Origin of the sequence: Achromobacter sp. NPDC008082, assembly GCF_042957345.1 — a bacterium.
In the GTDB taxonomy this organism is placed as follows: domain Bacteria; phylum Pseudomonadota; class Gammaproteobacteria; order Burkholderiales; family Burkholderiaceae_B; genus Achromobacter; species Achromobacter kerstersii_A.
In genome coordinates this window covers 458201-475266 of the sequence record NZ_JBIBIB010000007.1, presented here as the reverse complement: position 1 = coordinate 475266, position 17066 = coordinate 458201, and the positions used below count along the sequence as shown (strand labels likewise).

15 protein-coding genes are annotated in these 17066 nt (G+C 63.6%); 9 read left to right on the top strand and 6 right to left on the bottom strand.

All coding sequences use genetic code 11. The features are described from left to right. Positions 1 to 54 precede the first annotated feature (54 nt). The 3 genes from ACFZAI_RS28265 to ACFZAI_RS28255 form a co-directional block, all read right to left on the bottom strand. Positions 55 to 3063: an autotransporter domain-containing protein gene (locus tag ACFZAI_RS28265; protein WP_391570166.1), complete on the bottom strand. Its 3009-nt coding sequence runs from the start codon at positions 3061 to 3063 to the stop codon at positions 55 to 57. A 308-nt stretch (positions 3064 to 3371) separates the two neighbouring features. Beyond that, positions 3372 to 4259, bottom strand: coding sequence for a nickel/cobalt efflux transporter (locus tag ACFZAI_RS28260; RefSeq protein WP_391570165.1), 888 nt, complete (start codon positions 4257 to 4259; stop codon positions 3372 to 3374). Between the two features lie 11 nt (positions 4260 to 4270). Continuing rightward, the gene (locus ACFZAI_RS28255; RefSeq protein WP_391570164.1) at positions 4271 to 4549 is read right to left on the bottom strand and encodes a metal-sensing transcriptional repressor; all 279 of its coding nucleotides are present in this window, start codon (positions 4547 to 4549) and stop codon (positions 4271 to 4273) included. Positions 4550 to 4693: 144 nt separating this feature from the next. Between ACFZAI_RS28255 and chrA the strand changes: the two genes are divergently transcribed. Beyond that, positions 4694 to 6073: a chromate efflux transporter gene (gene chrA / locus ACFZAI_RS28250; RefSeq protein WP_391570163.1), complete on the top strand. Its 1380-nt coding sequence runs from the start codon at positions 4694 to 4696 to the stop codon at positions 6071 to 6073. 59 nt (positions 6074 to 6132) lie between these two features. Here chrA and arsB read toward each other — a convergent pair whose 3' ends face one another. Then, on the bottom strand, positions 6133 to 7236 hold the full coding sequence (gene arsB, locus ACFZAI_RS28245) for an ACR3 family arsenite efflux transporter (protein ID WP_391570162.1): 1104 nt from the start codon (positions 7234 to 7236) through the stop codon (positions 6133 to 6135). Between the two features lie 103 nt (positions 7237 to 7339). Further along, positions 7340 to 7669, bottom strand: coding sequence for an ArsR/SmtB family transcription factor (locus tag ACFZAI_RS28240; protein ID WP_391570161.1), 330 nt, complete (start codon positions 7667 to 7669; stop codon positions 7340 to 7342). A gap of 175 nt (positions 7670 to 7844) precedes the next feature. Here ACFZAI_RS28240 and ACFZAI_RS28235 point away from each other — a divergent pair, with 175 nt between their 5' ends. Beyond that, entirely contained in the window at positions 7845 to 8231 is a 387-nt protein-coding gene (locus tag ACFZAI_RS28235; protein ID WP_391570159.1) for a YkvA family protein, read from the top strand. 315 nt (positions 8232 to 8546) lie between these two features. Here the strand turns inward: ACFZAI_RS28235 and ACFZAI_RS28230 are convergent, their stop codons facing one another. Further along, positions 8547 to 9602: a LacI family DNA-binding transcriptional regulator gene (locus ACFZAI_RS28230; protein WP_391570158.1), complete on the bottom strand. Its 1056-nt coding sequence runs from the start codon at positions 9600 to 9602 to the stop codon at positions 8547 to 8549. Between the two features lie 226 nt (positions 9603 to 9828). Here ACFZAI_RS28230 and ACFZAI_RS28225 point away from each other — a divergent pair, with 226 nt between their 5' ends. The 7 genes from ACFZAI_RS28225 to ACFZAI_RS28195 all read left to right on the top strand — a co-directional run bounded on the left by ACFZAI_RS28225 (position 9829) and on the right by ACFZAI_RS28195 (position 17028). Continuing rightward, positions 9829 to 10920, top strand: a complete 1092-nt coding sequence (locus ACFZAI_RS28225) for a Gfo/Idh/MocA family protein (protein WP_391570156.1) — start codon at positions 9829 to 9831, stop codon at positions 10918 to 10920. 32 nt (positions 10921 to 10952) lie between these two features. Then, positions 10953 to 11867 (top strand): sugar phosphate isomerase/epimerase family protein, encoded by a 915-nt coding sequence (locus tag ACFZAI_RS28220; protein WP_391570155.1) that lies wholly within the window; start codon positions 10953 to 10955, stop codon positions 11865 to 11867. A gap of 71 nt (positions 11868 to 11938) precedes the next feature. Beyond that, positions 11939 to 13117 (top strand): aldose 1-epimerase family protein, encoded by a 1179-nt coding sequence (locus ACFZAI_RS28215; protein ID WP_391570154.1) that lies wholly within the window; start codon positions 11939 to 11941, stop codon positions 13115 to 13117. Further along, on the top strand, positions 13114 to 13875 hold the full coding sequence (locus ACFZAI_RS28210) for an SDR family NAD(P)-dependent oxidoreductase (RefSeq protein WP_391570153.1): 762 nt from the start codon (positions 13114 to 13116) through the stop codon (positions 13873 to 13875). The genes ACFZAI_RS28215 and ACFZAI_RS28210 overlap by 4 nt, the downstream gene beginning before the upstream one ends. A 30-nt stretch (positions 13876 to 13905) precedes the next feature. Continuing rightward, positions 13906 to 15102, top strand: coding sequence for a CaiB/BaiF CoA transferase family protein (locus ACFZAI_RS28205; RefSeq protein WP_391570152.1), 1197 nt, complete (start codon positions 13906 to 13908; stop codon positions 15100 to 15102). Beyond that, positions 15099 to 16247 carry a hypothetical protein gene (locus ACFZAI_RS28200; RefSeq protein ID WP_391570151.1) on the top strand — a complete coding sequence of 383 codons (1149 nt, stop codon included), beginning with the start codon at positions 15099 to 15101 and terminating at the stop codon, positions 16245 to 16247. The genes ACFZAI_RS28205 and ACFZAI_RS28200 overlap by 4 nt, the downstream gene beginning before the upstream one ends. Before the next feature lie 10 nt (positions 16248 to 16257). Then, positions 16258 to 17028 carry an enoyl-CoA hydratase/isomerase family protein gene (locus ACFZAI_RS28195; protein ID WP_391570150.1) on the top strand — a complete coding sequence of 257 codons (771 nt, stop codon included), beginning with the start codon at positions 16258 to 16260 and terminating at the stop codon, positions 17026 to 17028. Positions 17029 to 17066 lie beyond the last annotated feature (38 nt).

The following is a 17066-nucleotide window of genomic DNA, read 5'->3' as shown; positions in this document are numbered from 1 at the left end:
GCTGGCCGACGCAGGCGCCGCAATCACGACGCCTGCTTCTGGGTTGGCGTCAGCTTAGAAACGCACGGCCAGCTTCAACACGCCGGACTGCTGGCGGTTGCCGCCGCCGAACTGCGCGTCGTAGGAAACGCCCGCCGTCGTGTTGCGCGTCAGGGCCACTTCGGCGCCCAGGCCGACCACGGCGGCATCGCGCGCGATGGGTACGCCCGTCACCGAGAACGTGCTGCCGCCTTCGAACGCCAGCTCCTGCTTGGGTTTCACATCCCCCATGGCATGGCGCCAGCCCAAGGACGCCGTCAGACGGCCCGGCGCCGAGTCGGACCCAAACTGCCATCCGCCGCGCAGGCCCAGCGTGGTGCTGGTGACGTCGTCGGTGCTGCCCGACCCGTGCAGTGCAGCCGTGCCGCCGGACTCCTTGAAGTCACGCGTGCGCAACTGGTTCCACGCCAGGCCGGCGTAGGGTTCGATGCTGGTGACGTCGTTCAGCGGCATGTTGTAGCCGAGCTCGGTGAACACCTGTGTCGACGATGCGTTATAGGACGACTTGAGCTGCTGGTTCAGGCTGCCCGCCACCACATCGCGCTTGCCGTCGATCTCGTGCCAGGTGTAGGCCGCGCCCGCCATGAAGCGGATGTGGCCCGCGCCGGCTTCGAAGTTGCGTCCGCCGAACAACGCGGCGGTGTAGCTGTCGACATTCGTACGCGAAGACACATCGGCCATCGAGTTGTGGCTGCCGATGTAGCCCAGCGCGCCACCCAGGCGCCAGCCGTTGCCCACCGCGCCATCGCCGCCAATGAAAATGCCGCCGGCCGATTGGCTGACGCTGGATGCATTCCCATCACCGGCGAATTTGCTCCAGTTGCCAAACGCTTGCGCCCAGACAGGCGAGGCGCCGCTTTGCGGTAGCGCGTCGGCAGACGGCGCGCCCAATTGGGCTGTGGGCCGCCCGGCGCGCACCGGCGCGTCGAGGTTGCCGCGGAAATGCGACAGCGGCAACGTGCGCACCATGTCGCCCTGGCTTTGCAGGATGCTCGTCGTGCTGGCGTAGGCTTCGCCAGACAGCATCGACAGCGCCGAACGCGCTTCGCCCGGCGTCATGGTCAGGACGGCCGCGGTCACCTGGCTCGCGCCAGAGGCTTTGTCTGCGTTGCTGCCGCTTGCGACCACGGATGATCCGGCCGGGGCGGTGGGGGAGGTGGTCCCCGTGGTGGTTCCCGTGGTGGCTCCCGTGGTGGTGCCAGTGGTAGTGCCGGCGGTGGTAGTGCCAGTGGGGGTTCCGGTGGCCGTGCCCGTCCCGGTCGTGGCCGATCCGTTCCCGGCAGCGGCCGAGCCGTTACCGGTCGTCGTCTGCCCGCTGCCGGTGGAGGTGGAACCGTTTCCGCTAGACGCCGAACCATTCCCCGCTGGCGCCGAGCCGTTTCCGGCCGACGACGATCCGTTGCCGGCCGCGGGCGGCTCTTGCTGATCCAGCGCATTCCCGACGTTGTTCGCGTTGTCCGAACCGCCGATGCTGCCAATCGGCACGTCGTTGCGCGTGAGCGTCATGAACGCATTCTTTGCGTCGTAGCTGAGCGTGGGCGTCAGGAACGCATACGAACTGGACGCGCCCTTGAACGTGCCTTGCACGCCGCCGTCCGCCGTCAGGATGTTGTAGGTGGTGCGCGGCGCGTAGTTGCCGTCGGGGCCCACATGCGCCACCGTGCCATCCAGGTAGGCCACGCCCGTGACGTGGATGCGGTCGCTGGCGCTGCTGGCCGGGTCGGCATGCACGCGATAAATCGTGTTTTCGCCAAAGGTCAGGTTGCCATTGACGGTCAGCGTGCCAATGGGCGATCCATCGTTGCCGGGCGACACCACAGCCGTGGGGTACAACGTGGTGGTGCCCACTTGGCCCACCCCCGCCAACACGACCTCGCGGCCGATATCAATGGGGCCGTTCAACTTGCCGTCGATTTCCAGCGCGCCGTCGGCGATCAGGATGGGGCCGGTCAGGCCGCTGCTGTCGGCGGTCAGGATGACCGAGCCCGGGCCGGTCTTGACGAAGCCCTGCGTGCCTTGCAGCGGGTTGTCGATGATGTCGACAAACTGGCCGGACGCATACGTGCCGTCGCCCACAACAATGGCGGGCGGGTTGCCGCCGCTGCCTACGAGCGTGATGGGCGCGCCTTGCACGCGGTACCGGTCGGTGGCGAACTGGATGCCCGACACGCGCACCGGGCCGGCGCTGCCATCAACGGTAACCGTGCCGGCCGCGCCCGTGAAAATGGCATAGCCGGCATCGGGCAGGGCGCCCGTGGCGTTGGTGGGGCTGTTCCAATTCGTGCCGGTGGCCGTCCAGGTGCCATCGCCGCCGCCCGAACGGGTCGCGGACGCCGCGCCGTTGCCGTTCCACAAGTTGGTCGTGCTGGGGCCAAGAATCAGGTTGATCTGTTTGTCGCCCGTCAGCGACTGGATGGTGGCGCCGGGCTGCGAGTCGCCCGTCACCGTGCCCAACGACAATCCGTTGCCGCTTAACGTGCCGCCGTAAGACAGAATCCGGTAGTAGCCGGCGTTCACACCCAGGGTGTTCACCGTGACGTTCAGCGTGGTGTTGTTGATGACGGCGTTGCCGCCGACGGTGATGTTGTCGCCGGTGCCGGGTTGCGTAATGGGCAGGCCCGCGTAGCCGGTTTCAAAAGCAAATTCGGCATTGTTCATCGACAGGTTGCCGTTCACGACAAGATTGCCGTTCGACACACCCGTCGGCGTGCCGACGGAATAGCCCGGCGCCACGCGCGCGTTGCCCGACACGTTAAGGTCGCCATTGATCCGGCCAAAGCCTGCGACAGTGCCGTTCGATGCGGCATTGACGTTGCCAGTCAGGGCAACGCCAGCGCCGCCGCCGTTGCCGCCAATCACCAGCGTGCCGCCATTTACGTCGACGCCGCCGGGATAATTCACCGAGCCATCGAACACCTGGGTATTACCTTGCGTAACCGTCATGTCTGCCGCCATGACGCCGCCATAGTACGTGCTACTCAAAGCGAGCGTTGCTGTCAGCCACTTCTTCGTGCCATTGATCAAAACGTGCGTCCTTTGTCTTCTTGATTATTAAGTTCGGCGCCCACGCATTACTAAATCGCTGAAAACGTATAATTACGTTACGGCAAAATAAGCGAATAAATGGAACGCGCCGTCGAAAAAAAGGACGCAATGTATACCAATTTTTTTACAGCACAAAGTAAGGGGTATTAGATACCATCCCCTTGAATTAATTAGGAAATTTGGATACCAACCGGTTTTGTAATACTAGTTATTTAGATACCATCCGTACGGCAAGAATGGCATGAATCGACACATTTAATATTATTAGAAAACAAAGCCCGCCACGGTTATGCATGCGGCAAACCAAGCCACCCATGAAATCCCACGTAAATGCCCACGGCAATAATCAACAGGCTGGACAAATAGGGCGCGCGCCGGGCGATGCTGTTGAACCACGGCGCGCGCCGGCTGACGTGCCGCACGCTCAGCGCTGCAATGGCGCCAACCGTCACCAGGGTGATGGCCAGCCCAATCGAGAAGCACAGCACCAGCACCGCGCCCAACGTGAACTCCTTTAACTGCAAGCACAGCAGCAGAACGGTGATGGCCGCAGGGCAGGGGATCAGGCCACCCGTAAGACCGAACAGGGCGATCTGCCAGTTCGTCACATTCCGATTGGCGAATCGCCGGCGGATGTCGTTGGCGTGCGCCAGCGCGTGGGCATCCTGATAACCGTCGCCCGCAACGTCCAGCCCATGCGGCGCGTGATGGATGGGGCCGTGATCGTGGTGGTGATCGTGTGCGTGAACGTGTGCGTGAACGTGTGCGTGGTCGTGGTCGTGTGCGTGATCGTGATCGTGGCCATGAGCGCGCCCATGCGCATCTACATGCTGCTCGCGCCACGTTCTCCAGAACATCCAGGCGGCAATCAAGACGATGACGACGCCAGAGGCCAGCTGGAAGTAGGGCTCCAGCGCGTCTGGCGCGACGCCTCGCCAAAGGTACATGCCGCCCAGGCCAATGCCCCACACGATCAGCGTGTGCGAAATGGTCGCCGTGATCCCCAGCAGCACCGCCTGCCATACCGTTCCTCTGATCGCGACGATGAACGCCGCCATCATCGTCTTGGAGTGGCCTGGCTCAAGGCCGTGCAGGGCGCCAAGCAGGATGGCGCTTGGAATGAACAGCCAGGCGTGCGTAGCGCCCTGAGCAATCAGCTCGGAAAACGACAGCATGGATTTCGTCCTTACAGGTACTTGGTGATCGCTTTGAATTCGTCGATCGTGCGCTGCTTGTCGACGTCCAGGTCACCGACGGCGTCCTGCAAGCAATGATCAATGTGGTCCTGAATCAGAACCTTCTTGGCTTGGGAGATTGCCTTCTCGACCGCGTGCAACTGTTGCGCGAGTTCAAGGCAGGAGCGGTGTTCTTCCATCATCTGCAAGATGCTGCGCAGGTGGCCTTCCGCTCGCTTAAGACGCTTGGCGACCGCGTCGTGATGGTGGTGGGGATCAGGTTTCGTCATGATCGGATCATATCCCCCCCGGGGGGATATGATTATTGGAAACCACATCGTCAACCAGGAATTTCCTGGGCCGCTTGATGGGGCGGCGTACGCTACACACCTGTCCGTACCCGGACATCGGCGGCAACCAGAGTGAAAGAAACCATGAGCACGCAAATCCAGAACTCAGCGGTTCCAACTGGCTCGCCGGACGACAAGCCGCTCGAACGCCCTCAGCCGGTTAGCTTCCGGCAGGCGCTGTGGTTCTGGTTGAAGCTGGGGTTCATCAGTTTCGGCGGCCCGGCGGGCCAGATCGCCATCATGCACACCGAATTGGTGGAGCGCCGGCGGTGGATCAGCGAACGGCGATTTCTGCACGCCCTGAATTACTGCATGCTGCTGCCCGGGCCTGAAGCCCAGCAACTGGCCACCTACATCGGGTGGTTGCTGCACCGGACGTGGGGTGGGGTGGTCGCTGGCGGCTTGTTTGTGCTGCCATCGCTATTCATCCTGATCGGCCTGTCGTGGGTGTATGTGGCCTGGGGCGATGTGCCCGTCGTCGCCGGTCTGTTCTACGGCATCAAGCCGGCGGTGACCGCCATCGTGCTGCACGCCGCGCATCGCATCGGGTCACGCGCGCTGAAGAATCCCATTCTTTGGGGCATCGCGGCCGCAGCGTTCCTGGGAATCTTCGCACTGGGGCTACCGTTTCCGCTGATTGTCGCCATCGCGGCATTGGCCGGTTTTGTGGGCGGCCGGTGGTGGCCCGAGTATTTCCATGTGGGTTCGCGCCATGGGTCGATGTCGCAAGGCTATGGCCCGGCATTGGTTGACGACGACACTCCCACGCCAGAACACGCCCGTTTTCGCTGGAGCCGCTTGAGCTGGATTTTGGCCGCCGGCGTCGCGCTTTGGGCCGCGCCCATGGCGGTGCTCACGGCCATTTATGGATGGCAGGGCGCCTACACCCAGATGGGTTGGTTCTTCACCAAGGCGGCCTACCTGACGTTTGGCGGCGCCTATGCCGTGCTTCCGTACATCTACCAGGGGGCCGTCGATCACTATGCATGGTTGACGCCCACTCAGATGATCGACGGGCTGGCGCTTGGCGAAACGACCCCGGGGCCGTTGATCATGGTCGTCGCCTTCGTGGGATTCGTAGGCGGGTACGCTCAAAACCTGCTCGGCCCGTACGGGCCGTTCGTCGCGGGAGCCTTAGCCGCCTGCATCGTGACCTGGTTCACGTTCTTGCCGTCGTTCCTGTTCATTCTGGCCGGCGGACCGCTGGTCGAGGCCACCAAAGAGGACCTGAAATTCACGGCGCCATTGACCGCCATCACCGCGGCGGTCGTGGGCGTCATCCTGAACCTGGCTGTGTTCTTTGGTTATCACGTCCTATGGCCGCAGGGGCTTGCAGGCCATTTCGACTGGCGTTCGGCGCTGATCGCGATTGCCGCGGCGGCCGCGCTGTTCAAGTTCAAGCGCGGGGTCATTGAAGTCATCGCCGCCTGCGCCGTCATTGGGCTCTTGCTCAAACTTGCCTGATGAGCGCGTGCTTCGTCCAAAGGCGATGTCACCCATCGCACGCAATCAACGCGTGGGTGTCAACGCGTGGGTGGCCCATCACGGCCCAATGCCGGCTTGGCGCCAGCGTCGTACCAGCCTTTGGACTGGTTCACAACGCGCACAACCAGCAGCATCACCGGCACTTCGATCAACACGCCGACCACGGTCGCCAACGCGGCGCCAGACTGAAACCCGAACAGGCTGATCGCGGCGGCGACGGAAAGCTCGAAGAAGTTAGAGGCGCCAATCAGCGCTGACGGGCAAGCGATGTTGTGCTTTTCGCCCACGCGACGATTCAGCCAGTACGCCAAGCCTGAATTGAAGAGCACCTGGATCAGGATCGGCACCGCCAGCATGGCGATCACCAGCGGCTGGCCCATGATGGCTTCGCCTTGGAATGCGAACAGGAGCACCAGCGTCAGCAGCAAGGCGGCCATGGAAAACGGGCCGATCCGCGCTAAGGCCGTTTCGAACGCTGCCTGCCCACGACGCAGCAGTGCACGCCGCCAGAGCTGGGCGAGGATGACCGGAATCACAATGTAGAGCCCGACCGACACGAGCAACGTGTCCCACGGCACGGTGATCGCCGATAACCCCAGCAGCAGTCCAACAATGGGCGCGAAGGCGAACACCATGATCGTGTCGTTCAACGCCACTTGAGACAGCGTGAACACCGGATCGCCGCCCGTCAGCCGGCTCCAGACGAACACCATGGCAGTGCATGGGGCGGCGGCAAGAAGAATCAGGCCGGCGATATAGCTATCCAACTGCTCAGCCGGCAACCACGGCGAGAAGACCTGACGGATGAATAGCCACCCCAGGAACGCCATTGAAAAGGGCTTCACCGCCCAGTTGATGAACAGCGTCACGCCTATGCCGCGCCAGTGCTGTTTGACCTGACCGAGAGCGCCGAAGTCCACCTTCAGCAGCATCGGAATGATCATCACCCAGATCAAGAGGCCAACGGGCAAGTTGACCTGCGCAACTTCGAGATGCCCGATGGTTTGAAACAGGGCGGGCATCAGCTGGCCCAGAGCAACGCCCAGGACAATGCAGAGAAACACCCAGAGCGTCAGGTAACGCTCGAAGACGCTCATTCCAACGTTCGCTTGCGGCGCGGCTGCCTGTGTAGGGGATGACATCGATTTAATCCTGGGCTTTTTCCAATACCGCGCAACCTGAAGCGGGACGAGTTGCCCGTACAGAGAAACAGCACATTAAAAGGGGGGTGAGACATGCGAAGCGCTAGCAGCAACGCGTGGCAAGTGTGGCGTCGGAGGCCTCGCAAGGGGCGCCTTGGCAACAGTGTTCAGTGAGGTAGCCAAGCAGCGCATTCATCTGCGAGAAGTCGGCGCGATAGATCAGATTTCGGCCTTGTTGCTCAATAGTCACCAAGCCTGCGTGCGACAGCTCTTTCAGATGAAAAGACAATGTATTGCGCGCGACGCCGAGCTGGTCGGCAAGGACGCTGGGCGTAAGACCGCCGAGCCCAGCCACGACAAGCGCGCGAAAAACGCGTAGACGTTGGGCGTGGGCGAGGGCGCCGAGTGCGGAAACGGTTTGATCTTCGTTCATTGTTCGATCATACAACGAGTGTTGAACTATTGTGTGGCACGAGTGTGAAATCAGAAAGACAGACGTCCGCTGCCGCCCGGAATGTTCAACCGCTTTCCAACAGCACGCCGCGCACAACGTGCTGCGTATCTAGAATAGGGTGCGCACATCCTCCTCGACAGCCACCGCAAACATCATGCAAATCAGTGAACGCCTCAAGACCTGGGCCAAGCGCATCAAACGAGATGGCTTGACGCTCTGGTTCGCCGGCAAGCACCCGCGCACGCCTTGGCATGCCAAAGCGGTGGGCGTGTTCGTGGTGGCCTATGCGCTAAGCCCGATCGATCTGATTCCAGACTTCATACCTGTGTTGGGGTACGTCGATGACGTACTGCTGTTGCCAGGCTTGATCTACCTGGCCATCAAACTCCTGCCGCCGGACGTTCTTGTCGATTGCAGACGCCAGGCAGAAGACTGGATGGATTCCGCAGCCTCAAAGCCCCGCAGCAGAATCGGCGCAGCGCTGATCGTGACGGTGTGGGTAATCGCGGGCGCGGCGGCGTGGTTCTGGTTTGTGCGTTGAACCTGAAGGTTGCGGTGGGTGAGTTTGCGGGGGCTGGCTACGGCCAAAGGGGGGGCCACCCATAAACCTTACTTTACATAATACACATTATGCGCATTACACCTGAAGCTAGCGGGGCACCCACCATTCCTGATCCCGAACCTAAGCCGCCAGCGAATTGCCCGGTGCTCGCCGGCCGTTTTTCAAGTACACAAGGCGATCCACTGGCGGGAAATCTTCGGCCGGCAATCGGCGCACTAACTCAGGCGCGACAGACCTCAAATAGCACCACGCCCACCTTGCCCACCATCCCGCCCTGGCGCCTTCGCGTCGCCATCACGGCTCCGGAATGTTTTCCCGGAAGATGACCTGAAGGCGCGGCAGATAGCTGGGTTCGGGTGCGCCCTTCACGGCCGCTACCAGCAGCTTGACGATCTCGCGCGCCTCGACGCGCGGGTTCTGGTCGATCACGGCGTCCATGGTGCGATCGAGCAACAGGCGGCGCGTGGCTTCGGTAAGGTCGTGGCCCACGAAGACAATGCGTTGGGCGGAGGCTGCCTTACTACTTGAGCGGCTCTCGTTTGGCCACGCTTCGGCGGGCCTTGCCTCTTTCAGCGCCCGCGCGATGCCTTGATTGCCGGCGCCGATGTTGTAAATCGCATGCGGCGGTTCTTTGCGCAGCAGATCCTGCGTGACGGCAAAGGCGCGGTCGCGGTCGTCGCCAATCTCTAGGATGTGTGCAATGCGCAGGTGCGGAAACTCTTCGCTTAGCAGCGAGCGAAAGCCCATCTCTCGCTCTTCGTGGCCGCGATACGCCAGTGACCCCACGAACACCGCCACCCTGCGCTCCGTGTGCTGGGGCAGAAACCGGCCCAGCAACAGCGCGGCCAGGCGGCCCGCGGCGCGGTTGTCGATGCCCACGTAACCCAGGCGCGCCGAGATCGGAATGTCCGACACCAGCGTGCTCACGTGCACGCCGCTGTCGCGCAGCGCCATGATGGCGTCGCGCACTTGTGGATGGTCCAGCCCGACCAGGCCAACGGCCTGCGTCTGGTCGCGCAGTTCGTAGAGCTTTTGCGCGAGCTTATTCGCGTCGAATCCCTCGATCAGATGCAGGCGGGCCCGCACATCGGGCCGGGTGGCGGCTTCTTCAAGCAGGTGCTGGCCCAACGCGGTCATGAAGCTGTTGGTGCCGGCGGGCAAAACGAAATCGACCCGCACATCCTGGCTGGCGGCATCGGCGCCCTGAACGAAGTAGCCAAGGCGATTGGCGATTGCCAGCACGCGGTCGCGTGTTTTGCCGCGCACGCCGTCGCGGTCGTTCAGCACCCGGTCCACGGTGGCGGTAGACATGCCGGCTTCACGGGCAATGAGGGAAATGGTGGGACGCATGCGGGACGAGGCTCTTAAAACACCATCAGGACGATGGTAGCGATGCCATCATAACCCATCATTTGCAATCATTCGGGATCAAAAAGGTAACGTTCGTGCCCTATGAGCGCTAACCGCCTTTACCCCTGATTGTTTTGATGTGATTATCGCGGCTCAATAACATCAAACACCGCACGGCAGGATGCCAGGAAGTCGCTAGTGCATACCAAGCCGGCAGGAGGAGCACATGACGCACCCTACCCTGGTGCCCGACCCGCCCGTTCGGGAACGGCGTTTTCGCATTGGCTGCATCGGCGCCGGCATGATCATGGCCAAGTGCCATCTGGCGGCCTATCAACAGGCCGGCTTCACGGTGGCGGCGATCGCGTCGCGTACTCGCAGCAAAGCGGCCGAGGTCGCCGAACGCTACGGCATCCCGTGTGTGCATGAGAATCCGCTGGCCCTGATCGCCGATCCGCAGATCGAGATCGTGGACATCGCGTATCCGCCTGACCTGCAACCCGCGCTGATTCGCGCCGCATTGCGCGCCCCGCACGTACGCGGCGTGCTGGCGCAAAAGCCCCTGGCCCTCTCTTTGGAGGAAGCCCGCGCCTTGCGCGACGAGGCCCGGGCCGCCGGCAAGATCCTGTCGGTAAACCAGAACATGCGCTACGACCAATCGATGCGCACGCTTAAACAGCTGCTCGACCAGGGCGTGCTGGGCACGCCGGTGTTCGCGCAGATCGACATGCACGCCATTCCGCACTGGCAGGATTTTTTGCGCGGCTATGACCGGCTGACGCTATCGAACATGAGTGTGCATCACCTTGATGCGCTGCGTTATCTGTTTGGCGAACCCACCGAGATCACCAGCATCACCCGCCCCGATCCGCGCACCGAGTTCGAGCATCAGGATGGTTTGGTGAGCACAACGCTGCGCTTTGGCAACGGCCTGCTTGCGCTGTCGCTCGAAGATGTGTGGTCAGGCCCGCGGGCCGAGGGATACCCCGACGACCAGCACATCCGCTGGCGCGTGGAAGGCACCGAGGGCGTCGCGCGCGGCACCATCGGCTGGCCCACCGGCGAGCCGTCGACGCTGAGCTACGCCTCGCGCGCGGCCAAGGGCCATACCGACGGGCGTTGGGTCACCCCCACGTGGGACACGATGTGGTTTCCGCATGCCTTCATCGGCGTGATGGAGCAGTTGCAGTACGCGCTGGCCAGCGGCACCGAGCCTGCGTTAAGCGTGACCGACAACGTACGCACGATGGCGCTGGTCGAGGCCGCGTATGCGTCCATCGCCGAAGGCCGCACAGTACGGCTGCCGGCTGTTGAATAACCAGACAGAAAAAACAGACGGAGACAAGCATCATGATCCAGACCGGAATCTTCTCGGGCTACTTTCCCTATGAGCTGGAACGCACCGCCAAGGTGATCCGCTCGCACGGCTTCAACACGGTGCAGCTGGACCTGCATTTCAAGGACATGGAGCTCGGCCCGGGGCAGCTGACCGCGCAGAAATGCACACAGATCCGCGACACCTTCCGCCACTACAACCTGCCGGTGTCCTGCATCTCGGCCTACACCAATATCGTTCACCCCGATCCCGCCGAGCGCCAGCGCCGCAACGGCTATCTCAAAGAGATCCTCACGCACGCGCGCCAATTGGGTTCGCCTTACGTGATCTCGGAAACCGGCACGTTCGCCACCGACAGCGACTGGGTACATCACCCCAAGAACAAGACCGAAGAAGGCTGGGACCAGTGCCGCGCGGTGATCGCGGAGCTGTCGCAACATGCCTATGACCACGGCGCCGTGTTCCTGCTCGAAACGTACGTGAACAACGTGGTGGGATCAGTCGAGGAAACGCTGCGCATGTTCGCCGAGGTGGATCACCCTGGCCTGGGCCTCTTGATGGACCCGACGAACTACTTCGAAGCGCACAACATCGACCAGATGGACCGCACGCTCAATCAGGTGTTCGACGCGCTCTCCGACAAAATCTGCATCGCGCATGCCAAGGACGTGAAGCGTTCGGGCGATGACAAGTCGGAAAAGCACAGCGACATTGGTGACGACGGCGCGGCCGAGAGCCATACCTTCCGTGGCGTGGGCGAGATCGAGCTGCCGGCGCCGGGACTGGGCGCGCTGAATTACGACCTCTACCTGCAGCGCCTGGCGAAGAAGCACCCCAACATTCCCATCATCATCGAACACCTGACCGAAGACGACGTGCCGCGCGCCAAGCAATTCCTGGACGAGCGGCTGCGCGCGAACGGTCTGTAGACCGCCTGCAAACAAGATTCTGAACACCGACACCGGCAAACGCGCACCCGCGCCTTTGCCAGGGAGAACTCATGCCTGATATTTACGGAACCTGGATGACGCGCCGCGACGTGGAGGCGCGCACCGGACAGCTTGCGCAGTTTGCCGGCGTACGCCTGATGACGCTGGACGACGGGCTGGAACGCGGTATCCGCATGCTGGAGTTCCGCAGCGGCACGGGCCTGCGGTTTACGGTGCTGGTGGATCGCGCGATGGACATCGCCGATTGCGAATACCGCGGCTTCGCCATGGGATGGCAGTCGCCGTCGGGCTTTCGGCATCCCGGCCTGCATGACTATGAAGGCGAAGGCGGACTGGGCTGGATGCGGTCGTTCTCGGGCCTCATGATCACCTGCGGACTGGACCACATTCTGTTCATGTACGACGCGCCGGCCGCCAACTATGTGTACGGCCCGCGCAAGACCGCCAAGCAGTCCATCCATGGCCGCGTCGGCACCATTCCGGCGCGTCTGACCGGCTACGGCGAACGCTGGGACGGCGATCGCTGCGTGCTGTGGGCAGAGGGAATCGTAAGCCAGGGCACCGTCTTCGGCGAGCACCTGGAGCTGCACCGCCGAATCGAGATCGAGGTGGGCACCAACGACATCACACTGTCGGACCGCGTGGTGAATCGCGGCTTCTACCGCACGCCGCACATGCTCTGCTATCACATCAACCTGGGCTATCCGGTGCTGGACGCCGACTCGCGCTATCTGGCGCCGATCCGCGATGTGGTGTGGGCCGCGCACGAGCAAGCCTACCGCAAGCAAGGCGTGGGCTACCGCCGTATGCCGGCGCCGCAGTTGGGCTTTCATGAGCAGGTGTGGCAGCACGAGATGGCGGCCGCCGCCGACGGCAGCGTGCCGGTGGCCCTGGTAAACGATCGGCTGGGTCTGGGCATGCAGGTCAGCACCTTCAAGCATCAATTCCCCTGCCAGTATCAATGGCAGAACCTGCAATCGGGCCAGTATGCGATGGGCATCGAGCCCTCGACCAACCATGTGCTGGGCCAGGGTGCGGCGCGTAAGCGTAACGAGCTCATCTGGCTTGAGCATGGCGAAGAGCGCCGCTACGACACCACGTTCAGCGTGCTGGCCTCCCCTGCCGATATCGCGGCTAGCGAAGCACGCATCCGCGCGATCGCGGTGCAGCCCGAGGACGACTATCCGCCGTTGTCGGGGCGCTTTGCGCCCATCGCGGGGCGCACATGAGCGCGCGCTTCTCATTGCAAGGCCGCCGCGTGCTGTTCACGGGTGCTGCGGGCGGCTTCGGTGTGGACACCACGCTTGCGCTCTTGGAAGCAGGCGCCCGCGTGATCGCGCTTGACAACCACGCCGGGCATATCGATCGCTTGCGCAGCACCGTGCCGGCGCGGTTTTCCGGCCAGCTTCACATCCTGCAAGCCGATCTGGCCGACGCCAGCGCGTTGCAATCGCACCTTGAGCGGCTGGCCGCCGAAGGCCCGATTGATGTGGTCATCAACAACGCGGCCATCTACCCCTCGCGCCCGTTCGAGGAATACAGCGACGCAGAGCTGGCGCGCGTGCACCGCGTCAACGTCGAAGCGGCGATTCAGATCGTCCGCGCGGCGCTGCCCGGCATGCGCCAGCAGCAATGGGGCCGCGTGATCAATATCTCGTCGATCACGCTGTCCGGCGGTTGGGAGAACCTGCTGCCCTACGTGCAATCCAAGGGCGCGATGGTGGGCGCCACGCGCGCATTCGCCCGCGAGTTCGGCAAGTGGGGCATCACGGTCAACGCTATCTCGCCGGGCGCGTTTCCCACCGACGCCGAGAAAATCCATCCCGATCCCGAGGGCTACAACCGCATGGTGCTCGAACGCCAGTCGGTCAAGCGCCGCGGGCACGCAGGCGACATCGCCGCGGCCATTATTTTCCTTGCCTCGGACGAGGCGGGTTTCATTTCCGGACAGACGCTGGCGGTTGACGGCGGCTGGGTCATGCATTGAGGCGCATCGGCGCACGCAGAGGGTAGAAGCATGAGTATTCTTTCTGGCTACAAGGTTCTGGACTGCTCCATCGCCATGGCGGGGCCGTTCGCGGCGCAGCGCTTGGGCGACCTGGGCGCCGACGTGATCAAGATCGAGCCGCCTGCCGGCGAATGGCAGCGGCACGCGCCAGCCGGTGGTATCACGGGCAACAAGATCAACGTGTCCTTTCTGTCGCTGAACCGCAACAAGCGCTCGCTCGCGATTGATCTAAAGAGTGCCGGCGGCAAAGAGATCATCCAGAAGCTTGCGGCGCAGGCCGATGTGTTTATCCAGAACTACCGGCCGGGTGTGGCCGGCCGTCTGGGTGTGGACTACGAGACCCTGTCGGCGCTGAACCCGCGCCTGATCTACGTATCGATGTCGGGCTTTGGCGAAGACGGCCCCTATGCCACGCGCCCCGGTCAGGACCTGCTGTTGCAGGCGATGTCGGGCGCGATGCTGTCTTCGGGCCGTGCGGGCGAAGCGCCCCGCGCGGCCGGCCAGTATGTGGTCGACGCCGTCACCGCGTATGTCGCCTTCGAAGGCGTGCTGGCTGCGCTGCTGCACCGCGAGCGTACCGGCGAAGGCCAGAAGGTCGAGGTCAACATGCTGGATGCGATCACGACGATCCAGATGCAGGAACTCTCGGTCTACACGGTGGGCCACAAGCCGCAGGTGCGCAGCGCCGAGCCGCATGCCCACGTGTACATCCGTGCCCCCTATGGCACCTTCGCGACCAGCGACGGCTATCTGGCGCTTGCCATGCCCGACATGACAGTGCTGGCGCGCGTGACAGAAGAGCCGCGCCTGGCGGATTACACCAGCGAGCGCGACGGTTGGGAAAAGCGCGACGAGATCTATGCGCTGGTGCGCGACACGCTCGCAAAGGCATCGACGGCCGACTGGTTCGCCAAGCTTGATGCCGCCGGCATCTGGTGCAGCCCCGTCTATGGCTACGCCGATCTGGTCGACGATCCGCAGATCGCGCACAACGGCACCTTCGTCGAGTACGAGCATCCGACCGAAGGCAAGATCAAGACACCGGGCTTTCCGATCCGCTTTTCCAAGACGCCAAGCCAGGTGGTGCGCGGCGCCCCGCTCACCGGCCAACACACCGACGAAGTGCTGCGCGATTTTGGCTTCAGCGCCGACGAGATCGCCGCGCATGCGGCCTCGGGCGCGGTGCTGCGTGGAGCCTCTGAATGAGCGAACCCGCCCTGCCCTACCTCGGCCTTACCTGGGACCATCCGCGCGGCTTCAATGCGCTGCACGCCGCCACCGCCCACACGCCGCTTGTGCACTGGGACAAGCAGTCGCTTGAAGGCTTCGAATCGGCGCCCATCGCCGAACTCTGCGCCCGCTATGACCTGGTCGTGCTGGATCACCCCCATTTGGGCGAGGCCCTGGCGCACGATTGCCTGCAAGCGCTTGACACCGTCTTCGCGCCCGACGAGCTGGCGCGGATCGCGCGGGATAGCATCGGACTGTCGTACGACAGCTATCGCATGGCCAATCGCCAATGGGCGCTGCCGCTGGACGCCGCCACACAGGTCATGGCCACGCGCGCCGATCGGCTCGACGGCCCCGTGCCGCGCACCTGGCGCGAGGTGCTGACGCTGTCGCAACGCAGCGGCGCGGTTGCGCTCAGTTGGGGCGGTCCGCACCCGTTCCTGTCGCTGCTGTCGATCGCGGCAGCCATCGCGCCCGACACCGACCTGCGCCCGCACGGCGCTTGGCACGACGAGGCGACGCTTGCCGACGCGTGCGAGGTGCTCAGCGAATTGGCGCGGCTTACGCCCGCGCACGCCCTGGCTTACAACCCGATCGCGCTGCTTGGCCACATGAGCTCGCACGATGACATCGCGCTCTGCCCGCTCGTCTATGGCTATGTGAACTACGCCACCTCCGCGGTGGCGAAACCGCTTACCTTCCGCGACGCGCCCGAGGCCGACGCGGGCAGGCCCGGCTCGATCCTCGGCGGCACCGGCATTGCAATATCACGGCGCTGCATCGTGGGGCCGGAGCTGCGCGCGCATCTGTTGTGGTTGCTGGCCGCCGATACCCAAAGCCGCTTCATCCCGCAGCATGAGGGGCAGCCAAGCCATCGCGGCAGCTGGGCCGATGCGAACGTGAATGCGGCAAGCGGCAACTTCTACGCCAACACAGCCCGCACGCTCGAAGCCGCTTCGATCCGGCCGCGGCACGATGGCTACATCGCCTTCCAGAGCCAGGCGTCGCAGTTCCTGCGTGACGGCGTCGCCGCCCGCGCATCCTCCCACGCGTTGGCGCGCGGCCTGACGCAGCGTTTCCAAGCCAGCCTGGCCGGCGCCTCCATGCACACCGCAACCTAAGGATTTCGACGTGAGCGCACTCGTCAATCTCAGTATCGATGGCCATGTCGCCATCATCGAACTCAATCGTCCCGAGAAGCTGAACGCGATGACGCCCGAGATGGCCGACCTGCTGATCGCCGCGGTAGAGCAATGCAACACCGATTCGCAGGTACGCGCGGTGATCCTGACCGGCGCTGGCCCCAAGGCCTTCTGCGCCGGCTCGGACATTACCGAGCTTGACCGCTACGCCACGCCCTGGGATTTTCGCAATCGGCTCGACTACTGCGACTGCGTACGCATGTTGAAGAAGCCCACGGTGGCGGCGATCAACGGCTACACGTTCGGCGGCGGCCTGGAAATGGCGTTGGCCTGCGATATCCGCATCGCCTCCGACAACGCCCGCCTGGGTGCGCCCGAGATCAAGCTGGGCTGGATCGGCGGCGGCGGCATGACGGCGCAGCTCGTCCATGCGATCGGCCCGAGCAACGCCGCACTGATGGTGCTAACCGGCGACCCCATCCGCGCCGAGCAGGCGCTGGCCTGGGGCCTGGTAAGCGAGGTGGTGCCGCAAGAGCAGTTGCGCGAGCGCGCGCAAGCCCTTGCCGCCACCATCGCCTCGCGCGCACCCATCGCAGCCGAGACGGCACGCGTCAACCTGCGCGCCGCGCTGTCCATGCCGCTTGAGAAGGCCGTGGAATACGAACGCGATCTGCAAGCGATCTGCTTCGCCACCGCCGACGCCAAGGAAGGACGAAAGGCTTTTGAAGAAAAACGCCCGCCGAAGTTCGAGCGGCGCTGACGGAAGGGTTGCCGCCCCGCGCAATGGGGTGGCGAGTG